Below are 25,847 nucleotides of genomic sequence, written 5' to 3'. Positions count from 1 at the left end.
GGCCGGCCAGTTCCGCTAGAGGTTTGTCGGCGCTTTTAAGCTATAATCCCGCCCTTTAGCTGTCTCTCGCCCGGTGCGAGGGCACATCATTTTTCAAGGCGCATCGCGCCTGAATGCAGACTAAAGAGGCTAGACCCCTGTGGCATTGACGATTCTTGGCCTGTCCGGCGCCCTTAGCCATGATCCTTCAGCAGCCCTGTACATCGACGGCAAGCTGGTCGCGGCGGCTGAGGAAGAGCGCTTCGTACGCGATAAACATGCAAAGAACCGCATGCCCTACGAATCGGCGAAGTTCTGCCTGGAGCAGGCCGGCATCAAGCCGTCCGACGTTGACGTTGTAGCGATTCCGTTCGCCCCGATCAGCATTTTCGGCAAGGCTCGCTGGCAGTACGCCAAGCGTTACTGGTACGCCCCGGATCGTGCACTCGACGCGATCCTGATGGGCAACCGTCGCTACAAGCGCTATCGCAACAAAATCGTCTGGTGCCTGGAGCAACTGGGCTTCGATCCGAAGAAAATCAAGATCGAGCCGGTTGAGCACCACCTGGCCCACGCTTCCAGTGCTTACCACTGCTCGGGTTTCAAAGAGAAAACCGCGATCCTCGGTATCGACGGCAAGGGTGAGTACGCCACGACCTTCTTCGGTTATGGCGAAAACGGCAAGATCCACAAGATCAAGGAATTCTTCGATCCGGACTCCCTCGGCGGCCTGTACGGCGCGATCACCGAGTTCCTCGGTTTCGACATGCTGGACGGTGAGTTCAAGGTCATGGGCATGGCGCCGTACGGCGACGCCAGCAAATACGATTTCTCGCGCCTGGCCTCGTTCGAAAACGGCGAGCTGGTGATCAACACCGACTACGCCAACGTGATCGGCCTGCGTCGCTACAAAGAGAAAGGCAAGGGTTACTACTTCTCGCCGAAGCTGATCGAGTGGCTGGGTCCGAAGCGCGAAGGCGACATCGCCGATGAGCCTTACATCCACTACGCCGCCAGCATTCAGGCGCTGTTCGAAAAAATCGCGCTGCAGATGATCGACTACTACCTGGGCGACGTGCTCAAGGAAACCGGCAAACTGGCCTACGCCGGTGGCTGTGCGTTGAACGTCAAGCTCAACCAGAAAATCATCGCCCGCGACGACGTCAAGGAGCTGTTCGTACAGCCTGCCTCCGGCGACGCCGGCACCGCAGTCGGTGCAGCGGCCTATGTGTCCAACGCCCGTGGCGTGCCGGTCGAGAAGATGGAACACGTCTACCTCGGCCCGTCGTACAGCAACGAAGACGTGATCGCCGCGTGCGCCCGTCACGAGAACAAGCCGACCTGGCGCAAGCTCGACAACATGCCGGAGCAGATCGCCAAGATCATGGTCGATGGCAACCCGGTGGCCTGGTTCCAGGGCCGCATGGAGTTCGGTCCGCGTGCACTGGGTGGTCGTTCGATCATCGGTTGCCCGAGCGTGGCTGGCGTGGCCGACCGCATCAACCACCAGATCAAGTTCCGCGAGCGCTGGAGGCCTTTCTGCCCGTCGATGCTCGACACCGTTGCGCCACAGATGATCAAGATCGATCACCCGGCGCCGTTCATGACCTTCACCTTCGAAGTGGCGGAAGAATGGAAGACCCGCGTGCCGGAAGTCGTCCATGAAGACGGCACGTCCCGGGCCCAGGTGCTCAAGCGCGAATACAACCCGCGCTACTACGACATGATGAAGGCGCTGGAAGTGCTGACCGGCAACGGCGTGTCCCTGAACACCTCGCTCAACCGCCGTGGTGAACCGATGATCTGCTCGCCGACCGACGCCCTGAACATGTTCTTCGGCTCCGATCTGCAGTACCTGATCATGGAAGACATCCTGGTGGTCAAAGAAGGCGCAAACGCTTATGACACGCTCGGCTGAACGCCATGTGCTGCAGTTCTGTCACGGCTATGACGGGCCGTTCCTCGACTGCGCGCGGCAGTACGCCAGCCTGTTCGCGGGCACCGGTTATCGGGTCACCACGGTCTTTCTGACCGGGGCGGCCGATAGCGAGGTGGCCGCGGCCTGCGCCTCCGACGAAGTGTTGTTCATGGAATACAGCTCCAAGGCCATTCGTGGCCTGAAGCTGGGTGCCATCGGCGATCTGCGCAAGATCGCCGCTTCACGCAATTTCAGTTTCTGCATTGCCCATCGCTTCAAGCCGATCTACATCGCCTTGCTCGGCACTTCGCTGCCGGTGATTGGCGTGCACCACGCGTTTGGTGATTACAAACGTGGCTCGCGCAAACTCTTTGCGCACATTTTCCGCAAGCGCCTGAGCCTGCTCGGTGTGTCCGACGCGGTACGCGACGACATGCGACGCTGCCTGCCGAAATGGCCGGCGACGCGCATCCAGACCCTCTACAACCGCATCGATGTTTCGGCGTTGCAGATGAGTCAGGTGTCCGCCCGTGAAGCCCGCGAGACCCTGGGTCTTTCTGCGGATGCATTCATTGTCGGCAATGTCGGTCGACTGCACCCGGACAAGGATCAGGCCACGCTGCTGCACGGTTTTGCCGCCGCACTGCCCGGTCTGCCGGCCAACAGCCAACTGGTGATCCTCGGCAAGGGGCGTCTTGAGGACGAACTCAAGGCGCTGGCTCGCGAACTGGGTGTCGGTGATCGCGTGCTGTTTCTCGGTCAGGTGCCGGACGCACGCAATTACTTCCGAGCATTCGATGTGTTTGCCTTGAGCTCCGACCACGAACCGTTCGGCATGGTGCTGCTGGAGGCCATGGCCGCCGGTGTGCCGTTGCTGGCGACCGCGTGCGGCGGGGCGAAGGAAGTGGTCGAAGGCGTGGGCATTCTGTTCCCGCTGGGTGATGCCGAACATCTGGCCCAGGGCCTGAAGCATCTGGCCGGCATGGACGAGCAGCAACGCCGTCAGTGCGCCGAGATGATGTTCGATCGCCTGCGCGAGCGCTTCTCCGACCGCGCCGTGCGCGACACCTTCTGGCATTTGCCGCAAGTTACCGATCTGGCACCGAGGGGCTGATGCTCAACCGATTTCAAGGCTGGCGCGAACGTGGCTGGTCGCCCGTTGACGCCTCAACTTATGCACAGGCCTGGCAGCGTTTTGGCGGCAGCGTCGCGACCCATCCGATGGTCGTCGAGCGTCTTGCGGATCTGGCCGGCATCCCGGTGCGTTATCTGGCCTGGGAGCAGCAGGGCGAAATCAAAGCGGCGATCCCGACCTGGGGCCGTGATCTGGCCTTGTCCAAGGACGTGCTCAAGCGCAACGGCAAGAAAGGCCTGTTCGATCTCGGCAACGCCGAACTGATCCTGCCGGCCGCCGTCGATGCCCAGGCGCCGCTGCGTCATCGCGGGCGCTACCTGTCGGCACTCAACGAAAACCGCTTCAGCGACCTCAAGTTGCAGACCGAACAACTGGCCATGGCCCGTACCCCGGAAGAACTGTCGAAAAAGTTTCGCTACAACCAGCGCCGCGAGCTGCGTTTGCTGGAAGAGGCGGGCGGGGTGGTGCGGCCGGTCGCTGAGTTCTCCAGTGCCGAACTGGCCGCGATCTACTGCGACCTGTTCCAGCGTCGCTGGGGTTTTCCAGCCACTGGTGCGGCACGCATGGCCGAGGTCATAGAGCTGCTGCGCGAGCTGTTGATCGGCTCGGTGATCTTCCTCAACGATGCGCCGATCGCGATTCAGCTGGTATATCGCGTCGAAGCGCCGGAGTGGATCAGCGTCGAGTACATCAACGGCGGCGTCGACCCCGAAACCCGTGAATTCAGCCCCGGCAGTGTCCTGAGTTTCCTCAATACGCAAAGTGCCTGGGAGCATGCGCGGGCACTGAACAAGCCGCTGCGCTTTTCCTTCGGTCGTGCCGACCGTGAATACAAGGATCGCTGGTGCAATCCTGTGCCGGTCTTCACCGTATGAGTCAGCCCATGAGCCGCAAACAGCAACTGCTCAAGCGCCACCGGCGCAATAAACGGATCAGCCTGTTGGTTGCACTGATCGTGTTGATCGCCCTCGGCGTGCTGGTGACCTGGTGGTTGCCGCTGGTGCTGGCGGTGATTGGCTGGATCGCTCACGAGGCGTGGTTCGCCGACCACCTGTTCTATTCGCCGAAAGACGATTACCAATACAGCTTTCCGCCGTTCACACCGCAGCCAAAAGTGCATTTGCACGGTGAGCAATTGCGCCTCGACGAGGGCGTAATGCTGGTGGACGACGCTACGCTGATCCTCGCCGTGAAGATCAAAAGCAGCTTTCTGGGACGATTCTTCGATCCTCGGGTCGAGTTGGCGGGTGGGGCAAGTCCCGATGCCCAGACCTTCGAACGAGGCGTCAGCGGCCTGCGTTATCTGAACCTCAGCGGTCAGGCGCAGGCCCTCTCGCAAGGTCTGTTGCGCTTGCGCGGGCGCTTTTGCCGGGTGTCCGGCGAGCCAGTGTTGTGGGCGCTGGAACAACCGGACTACCGCCAGCAGCGGGTAATGGTCATCGCCCCTCACGCCGACGATGCCGAACTGGCCGCCTACGGTCTGTACAGTCAGGCCAACGAAGCCTGGATCGTGACCCTGACTGCCGGCGAGATCGAAGCCGAACACTACCAGCAGATGGGCCTGAACAAGGTCGAGGCGTCGCGACTCAAGGGCCGCTTGCGTGCCTGGGACAGCCTTGCCGTGCCGCGCTGGGCCGGCATTCCACAGGAAAACTGCGTGCAACTCGGTTACTTCTGCCTGCAACTGGCGGCGATGCAGGCTGCGCCGAGTCAACCAGTGGGCTCTCGGGAAGCCGATCTGAACGACACGCGAATCTTTCGTCAGTTGAATCCGTTTGCCTTGCCGGGCGATGCCGACGGCGCGCCGACCTGGAACAATCTGCTGGCCGATCTGCGTGACGTCCTGTCCCGTGCCCGTCCGGATGTGATCGTGTTGCCACACCCGACACTTGATCCGCATCCCGACCATATCTGCGCCCAGGAAGCCGTGCTGGAAGCCCTGCACGGTCTCGATTACCAACCGATCCTGCTCGGCTACGCCAACCACTTGCACGACAACGATCGCTGGCCGATGGGGGACAGCGGGCAGGGTATCGCCTTGCCGCCGACGTTCGATGCGACTCTGGCGATGCAGCCGCTGTGCCTGCCGCTGTCGGTCGAGTTGCAACGGGACAAGGCCATGGCACTGGGCATGATGCATGACCTGCAGCCGCCGGCGCCGTTCAAGCGGCGCCTGCGCCGGTTGTTTCAGCGACTGCTGGCCGGTCGGGCGCCGTCGGACTATGGCGAGAACGAATTTTTCCGCAAAGCGGTCAGACGCCAGGAGTTGTTCTGGGTACTGAAGCAGAGCGAAACAGGCGCGACGGGATCGCACCGGGGAGAGTCATGAGTCAACGCGCAAAGGTGCTGCAGCTGCAGCCCGACTACAACGTCAAATCCCATGATTTCGCCGACCTCGCCGAACAGATCGTCAAGGCGTTGCCGACCGATCGCTATGAGGTGACGGCGGCATTCCTGCGCGGCAAACCCGGACCGGGTGAAGCTGTCAGCCGGGCCGACCGTTCGGTGTATTTCGAGTTTTCCGACAAGTCCCTCAAAGGCATGCGCCTGCGGGCGATGTGGCAGCTGTACAAGTTCTGCCGCCGGGAAAAATTCGACGTGGTGATCTGCAACCGCTTCAAACCGGTGAACATGATGCTGACCCTCAACCGCTGGTTGAAAGTGCCGTTGTGCATCGGTATTTCCCACGGTTTCGGCGAGTACGACCGCTTCTATCGCCGTCGTCAGACTCAACGCCTGATCGACCGGCACTGGCGCTTCGTCGGCGTGTCGCCGGCGGTCAAACAGTACCTGCTGGACTGCGATTGCGGTTTCACTGACCAGAATACTTACGCGATCACCAACGCCATCGACATCGAACAGGCCGAAGGCTTGCAGCACAGCCGCGAGCGTGCCCGCGAACTGCTGGGCATCGACCCGAATGTGCGCCTGATCGGTGCGCTGGGGCGGCTGGTGTCGGTCAAGGGCCACACTTATCTGTTGCAGGCTTTCGCCCAACTGAAAGACAAATACCCGAACACCCAACTGGCAATCATCGGTGCCGGACGCCTGCAAGCGCCGCTGGCGGCCGAGATCGAACAGCTCGGTCTGAGCGGTCGCGCCCACCTGTTGGGCTTCAAGGAAAACGCCCTGCAATACGTGCGTGCGTTCGATATCTGGACCATGCCGTCGCTGGCCGAAGGCCTGGGCCTGGCTTTGCTGGAAGGCATGAGCGGGCACCTGCCGGTGATCGCCTCGAACGTGCCGGCCATGTTGCCGCTGATCGAAGGTGCCGGGGGCCTGGCGATCACGCCCAAGGATGTGTCGAGCCTGGTCACGGCGCTGGACACCTACCTCGGGCTGCCGGATGACGAGCTCAAGGCCAAAGGTGAACAGGCCTATCGCTATTTGCAGGAACAGCACGACATCGAGGTCTTCCGCCAGGAATACCTGAACCTGATCGACTCCGGTCTGGCGCAGGCCCGCAAGGAGCAGCCATGAGTGAGGTCACCGCCCTGAGCGATGCGCAACCCCTCGTCACCGTGATCATCGCTTCGTATAACCACGGACCGTACATCGAGGAAAGCATCCTCAGCGTCATCAACCAGAGCTACAAGAACATTGAGCTGCTGGTGGTCGACGACGGATCGAAGGATGACAGCGTCGAGCGCATCAAGGCCTTGCAGGAACAGCACGGCTTCGATTTCCGGGTGCAGCAGAACCAGGGCCTGACCAACACGCTGAACGGCGCAATTGCGCGGGCCCAAGGCAGCCTGATCGTGCCGTTCGGCTCCGACGACATCATGTACCCGGATCGCATCGCCACCCAGGTCGCGTACATGGACGGCAAACCGGAAGTGGGTATCTGCGCCGGCAACATCGAATTGATGGACGCCGACGGCAACCTCTATCCGGAAAAGCGTCAGCGCCGGGACGTGCCGTTCCGTCGTCTGGATTTCGATGACATGTTCCTGGAACGCAAGCCGTATCCGCCGGCGCCGACCCTGATGATCCGCCGTGAGGCGCTGGACAAGGTGGGCGGGTTCGATCCGACGATTCGTCTCGAGGATCTGTACATCGAACTGAAAGTGACCCGCGCCGGTTACTTCATCGATGGCCTGAACGTGGTGATGGCGCGCTATCGCAAGCACGCCACCAACTCTTACAAGAATCACCGTTTCATGATCGAGAACATTCTGCGTACCTACGCGCTGTTCAGCGATCACCCGCTGTACGACGAGGTGCGCTACAAGTCGCTCAATTCGATGTTCCTGAAAACCGCCAACCGTGACCGCAAACTGGCGCGGGAGCTGCTGGCGCAGATTCCGTTCAAGGCGTGGAACAAGAAAACCTGGCGCGGTCTGGGCCGGTTGCTGTTTTCGCCGCTGGAAAAGGATTGAACCATGGGCTGGCTTCAGCGCTGGCGTGAGCGACGCGCCAAACGGGCGATTCGCAAGTTGCCGAAGATCGAACGCGGTGCTGCACGGTTCGCGCAGGCCTACCCTGACTATGCCTTTGGCCGGGGCAGTTATGGTCTGCCGATCGTCCATGACTGGAAGGAAGGCTCGACGCTGAAGATCGGCGCCTACTGTTCGATTGCCGAAGGCGTGCAGATTTTTCTCGGCGGGCATCACCGGGCGGACTGGGTGACCACGTTTCCGTTTCCGGCGATGCTGCCGCAGGCTGCGCACATTCGCGAATACAGCGGCACTCATGGGGACGTGACGATTGGCAACGATGTCTGGCTGTGCTCCGACTGCACGATCCTTTCGGGCGTGACGATCGGGAGCGGCGCGATCATCGCGGCCGGCGCGCTGGTCACGCGGGATGTCGAACCCTACGCGGTGATGGGAGGCAATCCGGCGAAATTCCTGCGCTGGCGCTTTCCCGAGGAGCAGCGCCAGCAATTGTTGCAGAGTGCCTGGTGGGATTGGCCGGAAACCGAACTGCACAGCCTGGCGCAAACGCTGTGCAGTGACGACATCGAGGGATTCCTCACCTACGCCCGCCAGCGCCAGCCCTCATAGCTGCTCAACGCTCCCGGGCGGCTTCCTCGGCCAGTTTTTTCGGGCGCTGCTTCTGGCGTAACCATTGCAGAAATGTCTTTCCGGCTTCGATTCCAGGCTTCTCGATGTACAGGAAAGTGAGGCTGGCAATGACGATCAGCAGACAACTGCAGACGACCATCAACAGCAGGTAGAGAACCGGGCTCTGTGGATTGAAGGACATCAGGTGTGGCAGCTGCTGCACCATGATCCAGAGCACATAGCCGTGCAGCAGGTAGGTGCTGTAGCTGATCTCTCCCAGCCAGCGGACGCAGCGCAGACGCAGCGCCCCCCAAAGCGTATTGCCCGACGCGACGATAGCGAAGAATACGCTCAGCAGCAGAAGCGGCATCAGGCTGAAGGCGCGCTTGAACAGTGTCATCGTCAGAATCAGGGCCAGCAGGGCAACCGCCGTGGCTACGTGGGTCTGGCCCCATGCGACCAGCTGCGGGCGTCGTACCCAATAAGCTGCCGCGATGCCGCCAAGAAAGCTCGCCAGAAAATGCTTTTTCAGCGAATGTTCCCAGCCGACGACCTGATACAGGGCGTAGATTCCGATCAGGCACAGCACGACTTGCAGCCAGTGCCCGCGGTAAATGAACACCAGTCCCAGAAGGGGCAGAGCCAGATAGAAAAACACCTCGTAGGCGAGTGTCCAGGTCACGTTGGAGATCAACATGCCGCTCTGGTGGTACTGATTGATGTCCGGCCGGTCGAACGTCAACCAGCTCAGTACCTGTCCGGCCAGTTGTGCGGGAGAGTCCTTCAGTTCCCAATCCTGCAGATTGAACACGGTGACAAACACAATCAGCATCAGTGGCAGGTAGAGGGGATAAAGCCGAAACACCCGTGACACCGCAAATGCCAGCCAGTCGTGCCGACGTCCCTGCTTGAGCAGGCGGCTCCAGAACAGAAAACCGGTGATCATGAAAAACAGCGCAACGCTGGCCTGGCCCAGCTGCGAATAAAAGTTGCTCGGCGGAAACTCGATGACGCCGGTGCGCAGGTAGAACCAGGTAATGAGAGCGTGATGTATGAATACGCCAAAGGCCAGATAACCGCGCAAGCCGTCGATGCTGGCGTAGCGGCTTTCGCCGTTATGCTGCAGATGCATGACGGCTTTGGGGACCACGCGCAGGAATATCACTGAAGTCGCGATGGCGAGCAGATACGCTGCCAGGGCGAAGACTGGATTGGTATCCGTCATGATCAATGGGCCCGGGCCGGGCGACCTCCCTGTTGCACTTGCCTGTGCAGATTATCGACCGCCGCTCGGGAGGCCGTCGTCGAATAACCCTGGAGCAGGGCGTCGAAGTGGTCCTCGAACAGCCAGCGCTTGTCTTCCGTGTAACGCTGCATATGGCGCAGGTTGCGTTGACGTAATGAAAGGCTCAATGGGGACGGATAGATGCGCAGGTCGGCCAGGTCGATCAATCCGAATTCACCGTCTTCCAGCACCAGAACGTTGCCCAGGTGCAGCGAGCGGAAATACACGCCCTGTTCATGCAGGCGCGCCATGAACTTGCCGAAACGCTCGACCAGGGCCTGTCGCACGGCCGGTGCGGTGATGCCCTGAAGTACCTGGCGCAAGGTGTGGCCCGGCAGTGGAGCGTAATGCACTGCACTGCTGCCATCTTCGAGGCGGTACAGGTTCAACACCTGTGGGGTCGGGATGCCCATCCGGCGCAATTGTTCGCTATTGATGGCGAAGCGTTCGGAGTAAGGGTTGAAGTTGCCCGAGGTGTACCAGCGACGGCGGCGGAACAGTTTGAGAAAACTGCCGTCGGTCAGGCGCAGGACCTTTGGACCCAGGCCATCTTCTTCAACTACCTGAGCGTTGGCACCCAGCTGTTGCAGACCGGTGGCAGACATTCTCTGTACGGGCAGGGTCAGCAGGCGGCGAGCTCGCTGGTTGATGCTCAGTGCGGCAATCAGTGCCAGAGGAATCCACAGCAGGAACCAGTGCTCCTTTGGCCGCGAGATGATCCCGCCGCCCTCTGTCAGTCCGGCACCGATACCGAACACCAGCCAGGTCGACGCGATGATCAGCAGTGGTTGAACGCGCTGACGCCAACTGCTGAACAGTCCCCAGGCCTGGAAAAACAGCCATGGCAGCAAACCCAGAATGCCGACGTAATAAAGCACGCCCAGCACAAAACTGTGAGGTTCCTGAAAGTTGTAGCCAACGCCCGGATCGATCGCCAGATCGGCGTTATAGCCATGGCCGATCCACGGGTGCTCGGAAATCTTTTGCAGGGCGATCTGCCAGATTTCGAAACGGTAAGAGTCGCCACGCTCGGTGATCATCTTCGAAAACACGCAGACCACACTGATGCCCACGGTAGCCAGGGCCCCCAGCATCGCCAGTGAGCGACGGTTCCAGCAGATGAAGCTCAGCCACAGCGCAGCCATGGTCAGTGCGACCAGTGGCGTTCTTGAACCGGTGGCGATGACTGCTGCAAACATGACCAGCATCGCCGGCAGGCTGAGCCAGAGCAGGCGGCCATGTCTGCACGACATGCTGACGCTCATCCAGTAGGCACAGAAGAAGCCGAACAGGTGTGAGCTGAGCAGCGGGTTGTCGAACGCCCCACCGCCAACCAGGCGGGCGCCGGGTTCGTAATGATGGATGAATGGAATCAGGAAGCACGTCGTGGCGACGAGGGCGACCAGCGCTGCGACGAACAGCATCGGCGCAAGAATGTCACTGCGATACCGCACAAGCAGGTAACAGCCGACGAACAGCAGCAAGGTGTGCAACGGTGGTTTGAACATCCCACTGAACGATTCGCCGTCGGCTGGCCCCCAGCTCAGGCTGAGCATCGCCCAGGCGACGAACACCAGCAAGGCAACAATCATCGGTTCGCGCACCAGCTCCCTGAAGCCCTGAGGGCGCAGGCACAGGGCAATCAGCGCCGGAATGCTGAACAGGCCATAAAACAGCTTGTGGTGCAGGCTGCGACCAGGCAGGAAGAACAGCGCGCACAGGAGCAGGAAGTAGCCGACGGGAAGCATCCACAGGCTGATGAAATCGAAGATTCGACTGGACGTACTGTTGAAGCCGCGAAGTTGCATGCTGTGAGATTCAATCCTGAAGTTGATCGGCCATTTCGTTGATGGCTATTTGATGCTGAAAAAGACGCATAACAATAACAGCCTTTGGCCGATTGCCAGAACCCTTAAGAAGCTGTGCTAAAGTCAGCGTCCTTTTTATCGACTTTCGCGTGATATGACCGACTCCAGTCCCGCCGCAAGCCCTTCGAGCTTGAAAATCTACTTCCGCCTGCTCGGCTACGTCCGGCCGTATATCAGTCTGTTCCTGATCAGCATCGTCGGTTTTCTGATTTTCGCATCGACCCAGCCGATGCTCGGTTACATTCTCAAGTATTTCGTCGACGGTCTGTCCAACCCCGAGGCAGTGCTGTTTCCCACCGTGCCTTACCTGCGCGACCTGCAACTTTTGCAGGCCGTACCGCTACTGATCATCCTGATCGCTGCGTGGCAGGGCCTGGGCTCCTATCTGGGCAACTACTTCCTGGCCAAGGTTTCCCTGGGCCTGGTCCACGATCTGCGGGTGCAGCTGTTCAACAACCTGCTGGTGCTGCCGAACCGGTATTTCGACAAGCATAACTCCGGCCACCTGATTTCGCGCATCACCTTCAACGTGACCATGGTCACGGGGGCGGCAACAGATGCGATCAAGGTCGTAATCCGTGAAGGCATGACAGTCATCTTCCTGTTCGCCTCCCTGCTGTTCATGAACTGGAAACTGACACTGGTGATGGTTGCGATCCTGCCGTTGATCGCCGTGATGGTGCGCACCGCCAGCAAGAAATTCCGCAAGCAGAGCAAGAAAATCCAGCTGGCCATGGGCGACGTGACCCATGTGGCGTCGGAAACCATCCAGGGCTATCGCGTCGTGCGCAGCTTCGGCGGCGAAGCCTACGAAGAGAAACGCTTCCTCAATGCCAGCCAGAGCAATACCGACAAACAACTGCGCATGACCCGCACCGGCGCCATCTACACGCCGATGCTGCAACTGGTGATCTACACCGCCATGGCCGTGCTGATGTTTCTGGTGCTGTTCCTGCGCGGTGACGCTTCGGCAGGTGACATGGTGGCTTACATCACCCTGGCGGGTCTGCTGCCCAAGCCGATTCGTCAGTTGTCCGAAGTCAGTTCGACCATCCAGAAGGGCGTGGCCGGCGCCGAAAGCATTTTCGAGCAACTGGACGTCGAGCCGGAAGTCGATACCGGCACGATCGAGCGTGATGCGGTCAGCGGTCGTCTGGATGTGCGCAACCTGAGCTTCACCTACCCTGGCACCGAGCGTCAGGTGCTCGACAACATCAGCTTCTCGGCCGAGCCCGGGCAAATGGTGGCGCTGGTCGGCCGTTCCGGCAGCGGCAAGTCGACCCTGGCCAACCTGATCCCGCGCTTCTATCACCACGACAAGGGCGAGATCCTGATCGACGGTGTGGAAGTCGAGCAATACAAGCTGCTCAACCTGCGCCGCCACATTGCCCAGGTCACCCAGCACGTCACGCTGTTCAGCGACACCGTGGCCAACAACATTGCCTACGGCGATCTGGCCGGGGCACCGCGTGAAGACATCGAGAAAGCCGCGCGTGACGCTTATGCGATGGACTTCATCGCGCAGTTGCCCGAAGGCCTGGACACCCAGGTCGGCGAGAACGGCGTGTTGCTTTCCGGTGGCCAGCGCCAGCGCCTGGCGATCGCCCGTGCCTTGCTCAAGAACGCGCCATTGTTGATTCTCGACGAGGCCACCTCGGCCCTCGACACCGAATCCGAGCGGCACATTCAGGCAGCACTGGACCAGGTGATGAAGGGCCGTACCACGCTGGTCATTGCCCACCGTCTGTCGACCATCGAGAAGGCCGACCTGATTCTGGTGATGGATCAGGGCCGGATCGTCGAGCGTGGCACTCACAGCGAACTGCTGGCGCAGAATGGCTACTACGCGCGTCTGAACGCCATGGGCCTCGACGCTCCGGCCGAAGATATTGCCTGATCCCGCCTCGCGGACGCCGGGCGCGCAATGCGCCCGGCCATTTGTATCCGGATCTTTACCCTTCTTGACCAAACCTGCATAAAACCCGACACCGCGCTTGTTAAGGTTCCCGGACGAACTCTGACTTCCATCGAAGGGGCCATCCCCGTCGCGCGGGTACTTTCATGTTGCAACGCTATCTGTGGAAACTGCTGCCAAAGCCGCAGCGGGCTTTTCTGCTGGGGCGCCTGTCGGTCGTCGATCGACAGGCGGTGAACAAGTCCATGTCGTCCAACCTGCGCTTTCCCGAAGTCTTCGAGCAACGTTCCTGTCTGTTCATTCACGTCCCCAAATGCGCCGGCAGCAGTGTCTGCGAGTCAATGTTCGACGGCTGGCGTCCCGGTCACTTGCCGTTGTACTGGTATGAAGAACAGTTTCCCGCGCAGTTTGCCGCCGCATTCAAATTCACTTTCGTGCGTGATCCGCTGGAGCGTGCCTATTCGGCCTATGCCTTCCTGCATGGCAACCAACTGGGCGGGCGTGATCAGGCCGCGCAGCATCTGGTCAGGCACTACCGCGACTTCGACGACTTCGTTGCGCGCTGGCTACATGCCGACACCATCGGGCGACAATTGCACTTTGCCGCGCAAACCGATTTTCTCACCGATTCACTGGGGCGCCTCGCCCTGGACTTCGTCGGCTATCAGGAACATCTGGAACGGGATTTTCGCCTCGTGTGCGAGCGCCTGGGTCTGACCAGCCAGCTGCAACACATCAACAGCTCCCGGCAGCGACGCCCGCAACCGGCCCGTGACTTTTGTACGCAACGTACCCGACGTCTGGTGCGACGAGTCTATGCACGTGACTACGAGATGCTCGGTTATGAGTGAGGCACTGTCAGTATCGCCGCCACCGGTGATCCGTCCCTATGCGCTGTCTCTTCCCGCCCAGGCGCGCGCCGCGCAGAAGGCGCAGCACCCCCGTTGCCTGTGGCTGACCGGACTGTCCGGCGCCGGAAAATCGACCCTGGCCAATGCGCTGGAACTGTATCTGCATCAGTTCGGGCTGCACACGTTCCTGCTCGATGGCGACAACTTGCGCAGCGGTCTTTGCTGCGATCTGGGGATGACCGATACCTGTCGACGCGAGAACATCCGGCGTACCGCCGAAGTGGCGCGATTGATGGTGGACGCCGGGTTGATCGTGATCGTGGCTGCCATTTCACCGTTTCGTGCCGAGCGGAATTCGGCACGCCGGCTGTTTGCCGAAGGTGATTTCATTGAAGTGCATGTCAGCACTTCGCTGGAAGTCTGCGCCCGGCGTGATCCGAAGGGGTTGTACCGGGCGGCGCGAGAAGGGCGGATCAAGGACTTCACCGGGATCGACAGTCCGTACGAGGTGCCGCTGGCGGCCGAGTGCCGGATCGATACGGACGAGGTCGAGCTGGCCGATGCCTGCCATCGACTGGCGGCGTTCCTGTGCAAAAAATGAGCAAAAAAGTCTGTTGTTTCATCCTGTTGCAGCCGCCGCACAAGCCTTCGCCAACCCTGTGTTAATATCGCGCCCCTGTTCATTTTGTATGTGGGTTGCTCCATGAAGTTGTCCATGCCGCGATTCGATCAAGCCCCTGTCTTGGTGGTCGGCGATGTCATGCTCGACCGTTACTGGCATGGTGGTACCTCACGGATTTCCCCTGAGGCGCCGGTTCCGGTTGTAAAGGTCGAGCAAATCGAAGACCGCCCGGGCGGTGCCGCCAACGTTGCCTTGAACATTGCCGCGCTGGGTGCGCCGGCGTCGCTGGTCGGTGTGACCGGTGACGACGAAGCCGCCGACAGCCTGAGCAACAGCCTCAAGGGTGCGGGCGTGCGCGCCTTGTTCCAGCGCATCGCGCACCAGCCGACCATCGTCAAGCTGCGGGTCATGAGTCGGCACCAGCAATTGCTGCGTATCGACTTCGAAGAACCGTTCGCCACCGACGCCCTGGCCCTTGCTTCCCAGGTCGACGACCTGCTGGAAGGCATCAAGGTGCTGGTGCTGTCCGACTACGGCAAAGGCGCCCTGAAAAACCATCAGGCGCTGATCCAGGCCGCCCGGGCCAAAGGCATTCCGGTGCTGGCCGACCCGAAGGGCAAGGATTTCTCGATCTACCGTGGCGCGAGCCTGATCACCCCGAACCTCAGCGAGTTCGAAGCCATCGTCGGCGGTTGCGCCGACGAGCACGAACTGGTGAGCAAGGGCGCGAAACTGATGCACGACCTCGAGCTCGGCGCACTGCTGGTGACTCGCGGCGAGCACGGCATGACCCTGCTGCGCCCGGATCATCCGGCGCTGCACCTGCCGGCCCGGGCCCGTGAAGTGTTCGACGTGACCGGTGCCGGCGACACGGTGATTTCCACCCTGGCGGCCGCGATTGCCGCAGGCGAAGAACTGCCGCACGCGGTGGCGCTGGCCAACCTGGCGGCCGGCATCGTGGTCGGCAAACTGGGTACGGCGGCGATCAGCGCCCCGGAACTGCGTCGCGCCATTCAGCGCGAGGAAGGTTCGGAACGTGGTGTGTTGGGACTGGAGCAACTGATTCTGGCGGTGGCCGATGCCCGTGCGCACAACGAGAAGATCGTGTTCACCAATGGCTGCTTCGACATTCTCCACGCCGGCCACGTGACCTACCTCGAGCAGGCACGGGCCCAGGGTGATCGTCTGATCGTCGCGATCAACGACGACGCCTCGGTCAGCCGCCTGAAAGGTCCGGGCCGGCCGATCAACAGCGTCGACCGGCGCATGGCGGTTCTCGCCGGCCTGGGCGCGGTGGACTGGGTGATCAGCTTCCCTGAAGGCACTCCCGAAAACCTGCTGCGCGAGGTCAAGCCGGACGTGCTGGTGAAGGGCGGCGACTATGGCATCGACCAGGTTGTCGGCGCCGATATCGTCAAGGCCTACGGCGGCACCGTGAAGGTGCTGGGGCTGGTGGAAAACAGCTCGACCACGGCGATTGTGGAAAAAATCCGCAAGTCCGAGTGATGCAATCATAAAGACCGCGCCTGCGATGACTCTCTGGAGTCGCTCGCAGGCGCGGTCTTTTGCCGTTCAGGAGTTCACTTTCTTGCGCGGCACGATCTTCTTCAGCAGTTGCTTGGCCTTGCCGCGCAACCGCGCCAGCCCCGTGTCCTTGGGCGGCGGCGTCAGGCCCTGTTGGCGCAGCCAGTCCTTCCAGCGAATGCGCTCATCGCGCACCAGCCAGCCGTCCTGCCGGGCGAAGCTTTCCGCCAGATACAGGCCTCGGGTGCCTGCCGGGGACAACTGACCTTTCTTCAGCGTATACAGCTCGGGCAACGGTTCGCCGTCCTGCAACGGCATCAAGTACAGATCGGGGCGCTTGCGGTCGAGCCGGGCGACCAGTTGATCGCCTTCCAGTCGTTCATCGACATGAAACAGGCTCAGGTTCTTGGCTTCCTTCGGCACATCCAGCCGCAGGTCATAGATCAATTGCAGTGAAGCGGTGGGCAAATGCACGTAGGCCCGTGGCCGTTCGAGCAATTGCAGATTGGCGCAACGTACCGGCCGGGCTGAGCCGGACAGTGGCATCAGGCGAAAGGGCAGGGCCTCGCGATAATGCAGCGCCGAGGCGTACGGCGCCGGCAGCCAGGTGTCGTTGAAACGCCCGCCGAGCCAGCCTTCCGGGGTTTCCAGCAGGCATTCTTCAGCGATCTCCTGAATGGCCGTGTGCAACGGGATATTCAGTTCATGGGCCGGCACGTAGCCGGAAATCAGCTTGAGCACGACATCGCCGCGATCCTGCCGCCGCTGGCGTACCAGCACCCAGTAATCGCGATTCTGCCAGTGCAGGGTCAGGCGCACCGAGACGCCGAGGTTGGCCAGCTCCAGCGCAAAGCGTTCGGCATCCGCCACGCTGACCGGTTTGCGCCGCTGCAGGGTCTGGGCGAAATTCAGCGGCATGCCGACGCTCTGATACGTCAGGCCTTCGGGCGTCGCTTCGACGAACAGCGGCAGCGTCTTGAAGTTGCTCGGGTTCTTTCTGATGAGCGTACGCGGCATGTCGGCTCCTGCTTAAGGCCGCGGGGCGGCGTCAGTGTCCACGAAGGACCTGGGCAACGGTCGCAACGTTATGGGCGAGGTGCAGCGGATTGATTGTCCCGACGATGGCACTGGCCACGCCGGGCTGGGCGAACAGCAACTCGAAGCTGGCGCGTACCGGATCCACGCCGGGACTCAGGCACACGTGCCCGCTGGCCAGGGCCTTCTTCACCAGAATGGCTTTGCCGTGGGCAGCAGCATAGTCAATGACAGCCTTCTCGTTTTGTTCGTTCAGATTGTAGGTGACCATCGCGCAGTCGCCTTGCTCCAGCGCTTTGAGGCCACCGTCGACGGTTTTGCCGGAAAAGCCGAAGCCGCGAATCTTGCCCTCGGCCTTCAGCGCCGCGAGGGTTGCGTAGACTTCGCTGTTGTTGAGGATCGCCAGATCGTTACCGTCGGAGTGCACCAGCACCAGATCGATAAAATCGGTTTCAAGACGTTGCAGGCTGCGCTCCACCGACATCCGGGTGTGGGCGGCGCTGAAATCGTGGGTCGACTGGCCGTCGACAAATTCTTCGCCGACCTTGCTGACGATCACCCAATCCTTGCGCTCACCCCGCAGCAACGGGCCGAGGCGTTCTTCGCTGCGGCCATAGGCCGGCGCGGTGTCGATCAGGTTGATGCCCAGCTCCCGCGCCTGCTTGAGCAGCATACGTGCGGCGTCGTCATCGGGGATCTGGAAGCCGTTGGGGTATTTCACGCCCTGATCGCGGCCGAGTTTGACGGTGCCCAGGCCCAGCGGTGAAACCAGCAGGCCGGTGCTGCCCAGCGGGCGATGCAGATCGTGCAGGGTCGGCAGGCTCATGGCAGCAGTTGCTCCCAGGCGGGAACGCCCATTGGTGGTTTTGGCAGTTCTGGCAGCGGGGCGGGGTGGCTCGGCTGGATGCCGTCGCGTTCCAGAGACGCGATCACCCGATCAGCGAAGTCCGGGGCCAGGGCGAGTTTGGTTGGCCAGCCGACCAGCAGGCGACCTTCTTCGGCGAGGAACGCGTTGTCCGGGCGAGTCAGGCCGGTTTGCAGCGGTTCGGCGCGGTCGACCCGCAGGGTGGCCCATTGCACGTTGCTCAGGTCGATCCACGGCAGCAACTGTGCGATTTCCTTTTGTGCAGTGGCAATCTGCTCGGCCGGCTCGCGAGCCACGCCTTCGGACTCGGCAATATCGCCGCCCATGTACCAGACCCACTGGCCGTCGGCGGCCGGGTGGGTGGTCACGGTGATGCGCGGTTTGGTGCCGCCACCCAGGCAATGGGCGTACAGCGGCTTCAGGCCCGGGCCCTTGGCGATGATCATGTGCAGCGGCCGGCGTTGCATGGCCGGTCGGGTCAGGCCGAGGGATTCCAGCAGCGCCGCAGTACCGGCACCGGCGCTGAGCACGATGCGCTGGGCACGAATCTCGCGGCCGTCGACTTTCAGGCCGACCAGCACGCCGCTTTCCAGCAATGGCTCGATGTTCTGGCCGGCCAGCAGGCCGTCACCGGCGAGGTCGGCCAGGCGCTGGATCACGCTTGGTACGTCGACCACCAGTTCGGCGAGACGGTAGACCTTGCCCTTGAAACGCTTGTCTTGCAGCGCTGGCGGCAACTGATCGCCCTTGACCTGATCGACCCGGCCGCGCACCGCTTTGCTGGCGAAGAAACTGGTGAGGTTGCCGGCCAGGGTGCCCGGCGACCACAGGTAATGGGCTTCGGACAGCAGGCGCACGCCGCTCAGGTCCAGCTCACCGTTGCCGGCCAGGGCTTCGCGCCAGCGGCGCGGCATGTCGGCGATGGCTTCCGAGGCGCCGGTCAGTGCACCGTGCAGCGCATACTTGGCGCCGCCGTGGATGATGCCCTGGGACTTCACGCTCTGTCCGCCACCGAGGCTGGCGCTTTCCACCAGCACGGTCGAGAAACCCTGGCGGCGCAGGCGCGCGTTCAACCAGAGACCGGCGACACCAGCGCCGACAATCAGCACGTCGGTGGAAATGGGAGATGGCATGCAACGACCTCAGTGTTCAAGACGAGGGCGCAGTATACAGACTCGGGGAAAAGGGGATTTGTCGATGATCAACAGAGGGCAGGCATGAGCCCTGCAGGCGCGAGTGCCTGCAAGGGCTCATGTCAGAATCAGTGGCCTGCAGTTTTCGAGAACAGCTGAATCACCACCACACCGAGCACGATCAGCGCCATCCCGAGCATCGCCGGCACGTCGAGCTTCTGCCCGTAAATGAACAGCGCCGCAACGCTGACCATCACAATGCCCATACCGGCCCACACCGCGTAGGCCACGCCCACCGGCACGCTGCGCACCACCAGGGTCAGCATCCAGAACGCGATGGCGTAGCCGACGATGACCAGCACCAGCGGCAAAGGCGTGCTGAGACCTTTGACGGCTTTCATCGAAACGGTGGCGATCACTTCGGCGCAAATGGCGATAGCCAGATAGACGTAAGCGTTCATGTTCAATTCCTCGTGTGAAGCGTTGCTTTCTGAGGCGGCATTCTAGTGAGTACCCGGATGGGGTAAAGTCATTACCTATCTGTTTACAAGATGGGTTGGTCGATGAGCATGCAGTGGAATCTGGATCAGTTACGTGTGTTCGTCGCGGTCGCCGAACAGCGTTCGTTCTCCGCCGTGGCGCGCCAGCAACGCAAGGCACAGTCGGCGATCAGCAGCGCGATTGCCATGCTGGAAGACGACCTCGGTGTCAGTCTGTTCGAGCGTAGCAGTGGTCGCCAGCCGAGTCTTACCGAAGCGGGCGAAGCCTTGCTCGAAGAGGCGCGGGAAGTGTTGCGCCAATGTGAGCGCCTGAACGGTCGGGCCATGGCCATGGTACGTGGCCAGGAAGCGCAGCTGCGCGTGGCTCAGGATGAGGCGATGCCCTATCAGGCACTGGTGGAAAGCTTCGGTGCGTTGGCCGAGCAGTTTCCGAGCCTGGAGGTGCAACTGACCAGCGCCGCCCAGGGTGAGGTTTCGCGCAAACTGGTGGAGCGCCGGGCCGATCTCGGGTTGTTGTTCTACCACGATGAAATCCCCGAAGCGCTGGAGCGGCGGGTGCTGGGCAGCGTGGAAATGGTCACGGTTTGCGGCGTCAATCATCCGCTGGCGGCGCAATCCCGGGTCAATTGCCAGCAACTGGCGCAACATCGGCAACTGCTGATGTCGACCCAGACCAGCGTCTACCCCGGCAGCGAGCCGGCCAGCCCGCAGGTCTGGCGTGCCGACAGTTTCTACGTCATGGCCGAATGGCTGGTGCGCGACCTCGGCTGGGCCTGGCTGCCGCGTCATGTGGTGCAGTACTCGGCCTACCAGGGCCTGATGGTAGAACTCGACAGCGAATGGACGCCGCCGGCACTGGTGGTGGAGCTGGTCTGGCGTCGTGACGAACCGCTCGGGCCGGCGGCCCGCTGGCTGGCGGAGCGATTTGCCATACACCTGCGGGCGATCGGCGGCAAAAGCCGATAAACTCCGCCGCCATGAATAGAACTCTCTACACCGCGCTGTTTTACCTGGGGCTGCCATTGGTGGCGATTCGGCTATGGCTGCGTTCGCGCAAGGCGCCGGCGTATGCCAAACGGATTGGCGAACGTTTCTCCTACGGCATGCCGACGCTGCAGCCTGGAGGCATCTGGGTTCACGCCGTGTCGGTGGGCGAAAGCATCGCGGCCGCGCCGATGATCCGCGCGCTGCTGCAACGTTATCCGACGCTTCCGATCACCGTGACCTGCATGACGCCGACCGGGTCGGAGCGCATTCACGCATTGTTTGCCAACGAGCCGCGCATCCAGCATTGCTACCTGCCTTACGATTTGCCCTGCGCGGCGGCGCGTTTTCTCGATCGCGTGCAGCCGAAACTGGCGGTGATCATGGAAACCGAGCTCTGGCCGAACCACATTCATCAATGCGCCAAACGCGGGATTCCGGTGGCGCTGGCCAACGGTCGACTGTCCGAGCGCTCGGCCAAAGGCTACGGCCGGTTCAGCAAACTGACCGCACCGATGCTGGCCGAAATGAGCCTGTTCGCCGTGCAGACCGAAGCCGAAGCCCAGCGTTTCCGTGATCTCGGTGCGCGCCCGGAAACAGTCGAAGTCACCGGCTCGATCAAGTTCGACCTGACCATCGACCCGCAATTGCTGCAACGCGCCGCTGAACTGCGCGGTGAATGGCAGGCGCAGGAGCGCCCGGTGTGGATCGCCGCCAGCACCCATGAAGGCGAAGACGAGGTGGTGCTCAATGCCCATCGCCGTTTGCTGGCCAACCATCCCGATGCGTTGCTGGTTCTGGTGCCGCGCCATCCGGAGCGCTTCAACTCGGTGTTCGAACTGTGCCAGCGCGAAGGGTTTGCCACGGTGCGTCGTTCGACCGGCGCCAACGTCGATGCCTCAACCTCGGTGCTGCTCGGCGACACCATGGGCGAGTTGCTGTTTCTCTATGCCCTGGCCGACAGCGCGTTTGTCGGTGGCAGCCTGGTGCCCAACGGTGGCCACAACCTGCTGGAGCCGGGAGCTTTGGCGAAACCGGTGATCAGCGGCCCGCACCTGTTCAACTTCCTCGACATCGCCGCACAACTGCGCAGCGCCGGGGCGTTGGCCGAGGTGGATGACGCCGAAGGTCTGGCGACGGAAGTGCAGCGGCTGTTCGAGTTGCCGCGCGATGCACAGCGCATGGCCGAAGCCGGATTGAGCGTGATGCGCCGCAATCAGGGTGCGTTGCAGCGATTGCTTGATGGGCTGGGAAGGTTGATCGACCGCCCCTAAAAAAACGCAGCCTCAGGGCTGCGTTTTTTGTTTAAGGCCGGGCCTTGAGCTGCTCTTCGGCGGCCTTGGCCAGATCCGGCGGCAGGAAATCCTTGTCCGGGTTGTAGTCGGCTTTCAGATAACGGGTCAGGTCCTGCAGGTCACCCGGGTTCAACGTCCCCGCCGCCTGCTTCAGGCGCAGGTTGTCGAGAATGTAGTCGTAACGGGTGTTGTTGTAGTTGCGCACCGAGGTGTAGAGCTGACGCTGGGCGTCGAGCACGTCGACGATGTTGCGCGTACCCACCTGATAACCGATTTCCGTGGCTTCCACCGCGCTCTGGTTGGAGATGATCGACTGGCGGCGCGCCTGCACCTGTTCGACGTCGGTGTTCACCGCGCGGTGCAGGTTGCGGGTGTTTTCCACTATCTGCCGGCGCAGGCTTTCGCGCTGTTGCTCGCTCTGATCCAGTTGCGCGTAAGACTGGCGCACCTGGGAGCTGGTCAGCCCGCCGCTGTAGATCGGGATGTTCAGTTGCAGGCCCACGGTGCTCTGTTCGACGTTGCCGTGATACGGCGTGCCGAAGGCGCTCGGGTTGGAGAAGCCGAGGGCGTCGTTGTCGCCTTTTTCGTATTTGGCCACGGCGTCGAGGGTCGGCAGGTGACCGGCCTTGCGCTGCTTCAAGGTCTGTTCGGCGGAGCTCACCGCATAGTTGCTGGCCAGCAGATTGAGGTTCTGTTTCGCGGCGGTATCGACCCAGGCCTTGGCGTCGTTCGGCGCCGGCGGCAGGATCGGCAGCGTGTGGACAATGCCCTGAATCGAGTTGTACTGACGGTTGGTCAGGGTGATCAGCGCTTCGAACGCATCATCCACCTGACGCTGGGCGACGATCCGGTTGGCCCGGGCGGTGTCGTAACTGGCTTGCGACTGCAGCACGTCGGTCTTGTCCGACAGGCCCACGTCGAAGCGCTCGTTGGACTGGTCGAGCTGGCGCTTGAACGCGGCTTCTTCAGCCTTGGTCGAGGCCAGGTTGTCCTGGCTGCGCAGCACGTTGAAATAGCTTTCGGCCGATTGCAGGATCAGGTTCTGCTCGGTGGCCGACAGTTGCAGCGCGGCCTGCTCGTTGACGTCCTTGGCGGCCTGGTACTGGAACCAGCGATCGGCGCGGAACAGCGGCTGCGCCAGGGTCGCCTGATAGGAGTGCGCGCTGCGGTTGGCGATGGCCGAAGGCTGGTCGATCGAGGTGCGCACGCTGGCGGTTTCGGCGCCACCGGAGAGGTTCGGCAGCAGCCCGGCGCGGGCCTGGGGCACCACTTCTTTCTGGGCGCCGTACTGGGCGCGGGCGGCGGCCAGATCGGCGTTGTTGTCGACCGCTTCCTGATAGACGCTGACCAGATCGGTCCTGGTCGACAAGGGCGCTTCTGCTGCCCAGACCATTGCGTTGGACGCACAAGACACGGCAACAGCCAGTGAGAGTTTGCGCAGCATGAGGCGATCCCTAGCATGAATATTATGGAAATAATCCGGGCGCCAAAGGTAAGGCGCGGGCCGCAGAGCGTCAAGGCGCAGCAGGGCAAGGCGAGTGTAGTAGCGCATTGAGGCGCTCACAATCCTGTCGGCCGCCGCAATTGCGCCATTCATCATGGTGTTTGCTGCGGTGTTGGCGTTCTTTGCCGGTTGTGTCTAGACTGGCCGGGTTCTTGTCGGGGTGCCTTGCTATGAGGCTGAGATCGAATAATTTCGGATCCCGTTGAACCTGATCAGGTTAGCGCCTGCGTAGGGAACAAGATTTCTCGTCACCCGGCGAGTCCTCTTGTGCTTCGTCCGGGAAATTGTTCGACAATCGAACGCTCGACGACGATGCACAGCACCAGTTCTGGTGCGTCCGTGCCTTTCAGGTTCTGCTCCGACAATCCACTGCCTGGATGCTGTCTGGAGAGCCCGTGATGACTACAAAATCTAAAAACGCGATCAACCTGAGTGACTCGGCCAAGGTCGACGAGCAGTCGGTTCAACCGTTCACCCGTTCGCAAAAAGTCTACGTTCAGGGCTCCCGCCCGGACATCCGCGTGCCGATGCGCGAAATCACCCTCGATGTGACCCCGACCGACTTCGGTGGCGAAATCAACGCGCCGGTTACCGTCTACGACACCTCCGGCCCGTACACCGATCCGAACGTGGTGATCGACGTGCGCAAAGGCCTGGGCGATGTGCGTTCGGCGTGGATCGACGACCGTGGCGACACCGAGCGCCTGCCAGGCCTGAGCTCGAATTTCGGTCAGGAGCGCCTGGCCGATCCGGAGTTGACCAAACTGCGTTTCGCCCACGTCAACAACCCGCGCCGCGCCAAGGCCGGGGCCAACGTCAGCCAGATGCACTACGCGCGCAAAGGCATCATCACCGCCGAGATGGAATACGTCGCCATCCGCGAAAACATGAAGCTGCAAGAAGCCCGCGCCGCCGGCCTGCTGAACCAGCAACACGCCGGCCACAGCTTCGGCGCGAGCATTCCGAAAGAAATCACCCCTGAGTTCGTACGCGAAGAAATCGCCCGTGGCCGCGCGATCATCCCGGCCAACATCAACCACGTCGAACTGGAACCGATGATCATCGGCCGCAACTTCCTGGTGAAGATCAACGGCAACATCGGCAACAGTGCGCTGGGTTCGTCCATCGAAGAAGAAGTGGCGAAACTGACCTGGGGCATTCGCTGGGGTTCGGACACCGTCATGGACTTGTCCACCGGCAAACACATTCACGAAACCCGCGAGTGGATCATCCGTAACTCGCCGGTTCCGATCGGCACCGTGCCGATCTATCAGGCGCTGGAAAAAGTGAATGGCGTGGCCGAAGACCTGACCTGGGAGCTGTTCCGCGACACGCTGATCGAGCAGGCGGAGCAGGGCGTCGACTACTTCACCATCCACGCTGGCGTGTTGCTGCGCTACGTGCCGCTGACCGCCAAGCGTGTAACCGGCATCGTTTCCCGCGGCGGTTCGATCATGGCCAAGTGGTGTCTGGCGCACCACAAAGAGAACTTCCTCTACACCCACTTCGACGAAATCTGCGAAATCATGAAGGCCTACGACGTCAGCTTCTCGCTGGGCGACGGCCTGCGTCCGGGCTCGATTGCCGACGCCAACGACGAAGCGCAATTCGGCGAACTGGAAACCCTGGGCGAACTGACCAAGATCGCCTGGAAGCATGACGTGCAATGCATGATCGAAGGCCCGGGCCACGTGCCGATGCAGTTGATCAAAGAGAACATGGACAAGCAGCTGGAGTGCTGCGACGAGGCGCCGTTCTACACCCTCGGCCCGCTGACCACCGACATCGCACCGGGCTACGACCACATCACCTCGGGTATCGGTGCGGCGATGATCGGCTGGTTCGGTTGCGCGATGCTCTGCTACGTGACGCCGAAGGAACACCTCGGCCTGCCGAACAAGGATGACGTGAAAACCGGGATCATCACCTACAAGATCGCCGCCCACGCAGCGGACTTGGCCAAAGGACATCCGGGCGCGCAGATCCGCGACAACGCCCTGAGCAAGGCGCGGTTCGAATTCCGTTGGGAAGACCAGTTCAACCTCGGTCTGGACCCGGACACCGCCCGTTCGTATCACGATGAAACCCTGCCGAAGGACTCGGCGAAGGTCGCGCATTTCTGTTCGATGTGCGGGCCGAAATTCTGCTCGATGAAGATCACTCAGGAAGTCCGCGAATACGCGGCCAACCAGCGGATCGACGCGGTCGACGTGGACGTCGCCCAGGGCCTGGCGGAGCAGGCCGAGCGGTTCAAGAAGGAAGGCAGTCAGCTGTACAAGAAGGTTTGATCGGACCTGAAAGAGTGGGGCCTGTAATGGCCCCTTCGCGAGCAAGCTCGCTCCCACATTTGAATGCATTCCAGAGTGGGAGCGAGCTTGCTCGCGAATACGGTCGACACAACAACAAATGTCCCTCTGAGATAACACCC

Annotated in this window: 21 protein-coding genes and 1 riboswitch; of the genes, 14 read left to right on the top strand and 7 right to left on the bottom strand. The window is 61.6% G+C overall.

Annotated features, from left to right (window positions below):
* The first annotated feature begins 139 nt into the window (after positions 1-139).
* From OQ248_RS08105 to OQ248_RS08075, 7 genes are read left to right on the top strand one after another with little or no spacing between them, the layout of a single operon-like run.
* The gene (locus OQ248_RS08105; protein WP_007952261.1) at positions 140-1,897 is read left to right on the top strand and encodes a carbamoyltransferase; all 1,758 of its coding nucleotides are present in this window, start codon (positions 140-142) and stop codon (positions 1,895-1,897) included.
* On the top strand, positions 1,881-3,011 hold the full coding sequence (locus tag OQ248_RS08100) for a glycosyltransferase (protein WP_119429484.1): 1,131 nt from the start codon (positions 1,881-1,883) through the stop codon (positions 3,009-3,011). Before OQ248_RS08105 ends, OQ248_RS08100 begins: the two co-directional genes overlap by 17 nt.
* Positions 3,011-3,907, top strand: a complete 897-nt coding sequence (locus OQ248_RS08095; protein WP_265812528.1) for an antimicrobial resistance protein Mig-14 — start codon at positions 3,011-3,013, stop codon at positions 3,905-3,907. Before OQ248_RS08100 ends, OQ248_RS08095 begins: the two co-directional genes overlap by 1 nt.
* A gap of 8 nt (positions 3,908-3,915) precedes the next feature.
* On the top strand, positions 3,916-5,361 hold the full coding sequence (locus OQ248_RS08090; RefSeq protein ID WP_265812527.1) for a PIG-L family deacetylase: 1,446 nt from the start codon (positions 3,916-3,918) through the stop codon (positions 5,359-5,361).
* Complete coding sequence (locus OQ248_RS08085) at positions 5,358-6,512, top strand: glycosyltransferase family 4 protein (RefSeq protein ID WP_265812526.1); 1,155 nt, start codon at positions 5,358-5,360, stop codon at positions 6,510-6,512. The genes OQ248_RS08090 and OQ248_RS08085 overlap by 4 nt, the downstream gene beginning before the upstream one ends.
* 14 nt (positions 6,513-6,526) lie before the next feature.
* Entirely contained in the window at positions 6,527-7,411 is an 885-nt protein-coding gene (locus OQ248_RS08080) for a glycosyltransferase (protein ID WP_279309481.1), read from the top strand.
* Between the two features lie 3 nt (positions 7,412-7,414).
* A complete protein-coding gene (locus OQ248_RS08075) occupies positions 7,415-8,038 on the top strand; it encodes a CatB-related O-acetyltransferase (RefSeq protein WP_265812524.1) in 624 nt (207 codons plus the stop codon).
* Positions 8,039-8,042: 4 nt separating this feature from the next.
* Here OQ248_RS08075 and OQ248_RS08070 read toward each other — a convergent pair whose 3' ends face one another.
* Together OQ248_RS08070 and OQ248_RS08065 are read right to left on the bottom strand one after the other, a co-directional pair.
* Positions 8,043-9,263: an acyltransferase gene (locus OQ248_RS08070; protein WP_265812523.1), complete on the bottom strand. Its 1,221-nt coding sequence runs from the start codon at positions 9,261-9,263 to the stop codon at positions 8,043-8,045.
* A gap of 2 nt (positions 9,264-9,265) precedes the next feature.
* Entirely contained in the window at positions 9,266-11,131 is a 1,866-nt protein-coding gene (locus OQ248_RS08065; protein WP_265812522.1) for a bifunctional O-antigen ligase/aminoglycoside phosphotransferase family protein, read from the bottom strand.
* Between the two features lie 154 nt (positions 11,132-11,285).
* Between OQ248_RS08065 and msbA the strand changes: the two genes are divergently transcribed.
* The 4 genes from msbA (at position 11,286) to hldE (ending at position 16,085) form a co-directional block, all read left to right on the top strand.
* Positions 11,286-13,088, top strand: a complete 1,803-nt coding sequence (msbA, locus tag OQ248_RS08060; RefSeq protein WP_265812521.1) for a lipid A export permease/ATP-binding protein MsbA — start codon at positions 11,286-11,288, stop codon at positions 13,086-13,088.
* Positions 13,089-13,252: 164 nt separating this feature from the next.
* Entirely contained in the window at positions 13,253-13,957 is a 705-nt protein-coding gene (locus OQ248_RS08055) for a sulfotransferase family 2 domain-containing protein (RefSeq protein ID WP_265812520.1), read from the top strand.
* Positions 13,950-14,558: an adenylyl-sulfate kinase gene (cysC, locus tag OQ248_RS08050; RefSeq protein WP_265812519.1), complete on the top strand. Its 609-nt coding sequence runs from the start codon at positions 13,950-13,952 to the stop codon at positions 14,556-14,558. The genes OQ248_RS08055 and cysC overlap by 8 nt, the downstream gene beginning before the upstream one ends.
* Before the next feature lie 102 nt (positions 14,559-14,660).
* A complete protein-coding gene (hldE, locus tag OQ248_RS08045) occupies positions 14,661-16,085 on the top strand; it encodes a bifunctional D-glycero-beta-D-manno-heptose-7-phosphate kinase/D-glycero-beta-D-manno-heptose 1-phosphate adenylyltransferase HldE (protein WP_085711125.1) in 1,425 nt (474 codons plus the stop codon).
* A gap of 66 nt (positions 16,086-16,151) precedes the next feature.
* On the opposite strand, the gene OQ248_RS08040 is transcribed toward hldE, so the two are convergent.
* The 4 genes from OQ248_RS08040 to OQ248_RS08025 all read right to left on the bottom strand — a co-directional run bounded on the left by OQ248_RS08040 (position 16,152) and on the right by OQ248_RS08025 (position 19,597).
* Positions 16,152-17,120, bottom strand: coding sequence for a metal ABC transporter ATPase (locus OQ248_RS08040; protein ID WP_265812518.1), 969 nt, complete (start codon positions 17,118-17,120; stop codon positions 16,152-16,154).
* A 31-nt stretch (positions 17,121-17,151) separates the two neighbouring features.
* Positions 17,152-17,964 carry an aldo/keto reductase gene (locus OQ248_RS08035; protein WP_265812517.1) on the bottom strand — a complete coding sequence of 271 codons (813 nt, stop codon included), beginning with the start codon at positions 17,962-17,964 and terminating at the stop codon, positions 17,152-17,154.
* Positions 17,961-19,136, bottom strand: coding sequence for an FAD-dependent oxidoreductase (locus OQ248_RS08030; protein ID WP_265812516.1), 1,176 nt, complete (start codon positions 19,134-19,136; stop codon positions 17,961-17,963). Before OQ248_RS08030 ends, OQ248_RS08035 begins: the two co-directional genes overlap by 4 nt.
* A gap of 128 nt (positions 19,137-19,264) precedes the next feature.
* Positions 19,265-19,597, bottom strand: coding sequence for an SMR family transporter (locus tag OQ248_RS08025; protein WP_265812515.1), 333 nt, complete (start codon positions 19,595-19,597; stop codon positions 19,265-19,267).
* A gap of 102 nt (positions 19,598-19,699) precedes the next feature.
* Between OQ248_RS08025 and OQ248_RS08020 the strand changes: the two genes are divergently transcribed.
* Both OQ248_RS08020 and waaA read left to right on the top strand, forming a co-directional pair.
* Complete coding sequence (locus OQ248_RS08020) at positions 19,700-20,602, top strand: LysR family transcriptional regulator (RefSeq protein ID WP_085711129.1); 903 nt, start codon at positions 19,700-19,702, stop codon at positions 20,600-20,602.
* An 11-nt stretch (positions 20,603-20,613) separates the two neighbouring features.
* The gene (gene waaA, locus OQ248_RS08015) at positions 20,614-21,894 is read left to right on the top strand and encodes a lipid IV(A) 3-deoxy-D-manno-octulosonic acid transferase (protein ID WP_265812514.1); all 1,281 of its coding nucleotides are present in this window, start codon (positions 20,614-20,616) and stop codon (positions 21,892-21,894) included.
* Between the two features lie 31 nt (positions 21,895-21,925).
* On the opposite strand, the gene OQ248_RS08010 is transcribed toward waaA, so the two are convergent.
* Complete coding sequence (locus OQ248_RS08010; RefSeq protein ID WP_114881190.1) at positions 21,926-23,359, bottom strand: TolC family outer membrane protein; 1,434 nt, start codon at positions 23,357-23,359, stop codon at positions 21,926-21,928.
* 206 nt (positions 23,360-23,565) lie between these two features.
* Positions 23,566-23,671: riboswitch (TPP riboswitch) on the top strand.
* A gap of 146 nt (positions 23,672-23,817) precedes the next feature.
* Between OQ248_RS08010 and thiC the strand changes: the two genes are divergently transcribed.
* Positions 23,818-25,707: a phosphomethylpyrimidine synthase ThiC gene (gene thiC, locus OQ248_RS08005; RefSeq protein ID WP_085711132.1), complete on the top strand. Its 1,890-nt coding sequence runs from the start codon at positions 23,818-23,820 to the stop codon at positions 25,705-25,707.
* Positions 25,708-25,847 lie beyond the last annotated feature (140 nt).

Source organism: Pseudomonas sp. COW5 (assembly GCF_026240005.1).
Lineage (GTDB): Bacteria > Pseudomonadota > Gammaproteobacteria > Pseudomonadales > Pseudomonadaceae > Aquipseudomonas > Aquipseudomonas kribbensis.
Note: the sequence above shows the minus strand (reverse complement) of the source record. Positions and strands in the feature narration are given on the sequence as shown.